Genomic DNA, 3,437 nt, shown 5'->3' with positions numbered 1-3,437 from the left:
CGAAATTGGGTCTGTAGCTCAGTTGGTTAGAGCGCACCCCTGATAAGGGTGAGGTCGGCAGTTCGAATCTGCCCAGACCCACCAATTTTGTGTGGGAAACGCCTGTAGAAATACGGGGCCATAGCTCAGCTGGGAGAGCGCCTGCCTTGCACGCAGGAGGTCAACGGTTCGATCCCGTTTGGCTCCACCACTACTGCTTCTGTTGTTGAAAGCTTAGAAATGAGCATTCCATTGTGATGATGGTGAATGTTGATTTCTAGTCTTTGATTAGATCGTTCTTTAAAAATTTGGGTATGTGATAGAAAGATAGACTGAACGTTACTTTCACTGGTAACGGATCAGGCTAAGGTAAAATTTGTGAGTTCTCTTAATTGAGAAATTCGAATTTTCGGCGAATGTTGTCTTCACAGTATAACCAGATTGCTTGGGGTTATATGGTCAAGTGAAGAAGCGCATACGGTGGATGCCTTGGCAGTCAGAGGCGATGAAAGACGTGGTAGCCTGCGAAAAGCTTCGGGGAGTCGGCAAACAGACTTTGATCCGGAGATGTCTGAATGGGGGAACCCAGCCATCATAAGATGGTTATCTTACGCTGAATACATAGGCGTAAGAGGCGAACCAGGGGAACTGAAACATCTAAGTACCCTGAGGAAAAGAAATCAACCGAGATTCCCTTAGTAGTGGCGAGCGAACGGGGACTAGCCCTTAAGTGGCTTTGAGATTAGCGGAACGCTCTGGAAAGTGCGGCCATAGTGGGTGATAGCCCTGTACGCGAAAATCTCTTAGTCATGAAATCGAGTAGGACGGAGCACGAGAAACTTTGTCTGAATATGGGGGGACCATCCTCCAAGGCTAAATACTACTGACTGACCGATAGTGAACTAGTACCGTGAGGGAAAGGCGAAAAGAACCCCGGAGAGGGGAGTGAAATAGATCCTGAAACCGTATGCGTACAAGCAGTGGGAGCCCACTTTGTTGGGTGACTGCGTACCTTTTGTATAATGGGTCAGCGACTTATTTTCAGTGGCGAGCTTAACCGAATAGGGGAGGCGTAGCGAAAGCGAGTCTTAATAGGGCGTCTAGTCGCTGGGAATAGACCCGAAACCGGGCGATCTATCCATGGGCAGGTTGAAGGTTGGGTAACACTAACTGGAGGACCGAACCGACTACCGTTGAAAAGTTAGCGGATGACCTGTGGATCGGAGTGAAAGGCTAATCAAGCTCGGAGATAGCTGGTTCTCCTCGAAAGCTATTTAGGTAGCGCCTCATGTATCACTGTAGGGGGTAGAGCACTGTTTCGGCTAGGGGGTCATCCCGACTTACCAAACCGATGCAAACTCCGAATACCTACAAGTGCCGAGCATGGGAGACACACGGCGGGTGCTAACGTCCGTCGTGAAAAGGGAAACAACCCAGACCGTCAGCTAAGGTCCCAAAGTTATGGTTAAGTGGGAAACGATGTGGGAAGGCTTAGACAGCTAGGAGGTTGGCTTAGAAGCAGCCACCCTTTAAAGAAAGCGTAATAGCTCACTAGTCGAGTCGGCCTGCGCGGAAGATGTAACGGGGCTCAAACCATACACCGAAGCTACGGGTATCACGTAAGTGATGCGGTAGAGGAGCGTTCTGTAAGCCTGTGAAGGTGAGTTGAGAAGCTTGCTGGAGGTATCAGAAGTGCGAATGCTGACATGAGTAACGACAATGGGTGTGAAAAACACCCACGCCGAAAGACCAAGGTTTCCTGCGCAACGTTAATCGACGCAGGGTTAGTCGGTCCCTAAGGCGAGGCTGAAAAGCGTAGTCGATGGAAAACAGGTTAATATTCCTGTACTTCTGGTTATTGCGATGGAGGGACGGAGAAGGCTAGGCCAGCTTGGCGTTGGTTGTCCAAGTTTAAGGTGGTAGGCTGAGATCTTAGGTAAATCCGGGATCTTAAGGCCGAGAGCTGATGACGAGCTAACTTTTAGTTAGCGAAGTGGTTGATGCCATGCTTCCAAGAAAAGCTTCTAAGCTTCAGGTAACCAGGAACCGTACCCCAAACCGACACAGGTGGTTGGGTAGAGAATACCAAGGCGCTTGAGAGAACTCGGGTGAAGGAACTAGGCAAAATGGCACCGTAACTTCGGGAGAAGGTGCGCCGGTGAGGGTGAAGGACTTGCTCCGTAAGCTCATGCCGGTCGAAGATACCAGGCCGCTGCGACTGTTTATTAAAAACACAGCACTCTGCAAACACGAAAGTGGACGTATAGGGTGTGACGCCTGCCCGGTGCCGGAAGGTTAATTGATGGGGTTAGCTAACGCGAAGCTCTTGATCGAAGCCCCGGTAAACGGCGGCCGTAACTATAACGGTCCTAAGGTAGCGAAATTCCTTGTCGGGTAAGTTCCGACCTGCACGAATGGCGTAACGATGGCGGCGCTGTCTCCACCCGAGACTCAGTGAAATTGAAATCGCTGTGAAGATGCAGTGTATCCGCGGCTAGACGGAAAGACCCCGTGAACCTTTACTATAGCTTTGCACTGGACTTTGAATTTGCTTGTGTAGGATAGGTGGGAGGCTTTGAAGCGTGGACGCCAGTCTGCGTGGAGCCAACCTTGAAATACCACCCTGGCAACTTTGAGGTTCTAACTCAGGTCCGTTATCCGGATCGAGGACAGTGTATGGTGGGTAGTTTGACTGGGGCGGTCTCCTCCTAAAGAGTAACGGAGGAGTACGAAGGTGCGCTCAGACCGGTCGGAAATCGGTCGTAGAGTATAAAGGCAAAAGCGCGCTTGACTGCGAGACAGACACGTCGAGCAGGTACGAAAGTAGGTCTTAGTGATCCGGTGGTTCTGTATGGAAGGGCCATCGCTCAACGGATAAAAGGTACTCCGGGGATAACAGGCTGATACCGCCCAAGAGTTCATATCGACGGCGGTGTTTGGCACCTCGATGTCGGCTCATCACATCCTGGGGCTGAAGCCGGTCCCAAGGGTATGGCTGTTCGCCATTTAAAGTGGTACGCGAGCTGGGTTTAGAACGTCGTGAGACAGTTCGGTCCCTATCTGCCGTGGACGTTTGAGATTTGAGAGGGGCTGCTCCTAGTACGAGAGGACCGGAGTGGACGAACCTCTGGTGTTCCGGTTGTCACGCCAGTGGCATTGCCGGGTAGCTATGTTCGGAATAGATAACCGCTGAAAGCATCTAAGCGGGAAACTAGCCTCAAGATGAGATCTCACTGGAACCTTGAGTTCCCTGAAGGGCCGTCGAAGACTACGACGTTGATAGGTTGGGTGTGTAAGCGCTGTGAGGCGTTGAGCTAACCAATACTAATTGCCCGTGAGGCTTGACCATATAACACCCAAGCAATTTGCGTCGAAAGGCCAGATTGCGGTGTGTGAAGACGAGATGAACCGAAAGTTCGACGCTCACAAGACACCGAAAGCTATCACATACCCAATTT

At 50.9% G+C, this 3,437-nt stretch carries 2 tRNA genes and 1 rRNA gene; all 3 read left to right on the top strand.

Going from position 1 to position 3,437, the window contains the following annotated elements:
• The first annotated feature begins 7 nt into the window (after nt 1–7).
• A tRNA-Ile gene (locus NDJ82_RS27310) sits at nt 8–84 on the top strand.
• Between the two features lie 30 nt (nt 85–114).
• Nucleotides 115–190 (top strand) — tRNA-Ala (locus NDJ82_RS27305).
• Between the two features lie 246 nt (nt 191–436).
• Nucleotides 437–3,328 (top strand): 23S ribosomal RNA (locus tag NDJ82_RS27300).
• Nucleotides 3,329–3,437 lie beyond the last annotated feature (109 nt).

This window comes from Pseudomonas sp. SR18, assembly GCF_023701505.1.
Classification (GTDB): Bacteria; Pseudomonadota; Gammaproteobacteria; order Pseudomonadales; family Pseudomonadaceae; genus Aquipseudomonas; species Aquipseudomonas cyclaminis.
Note: the sequence above shows the minus strand (reverse complement) of the source record. Positions and strands in the feature narration are given on the sequence as shown.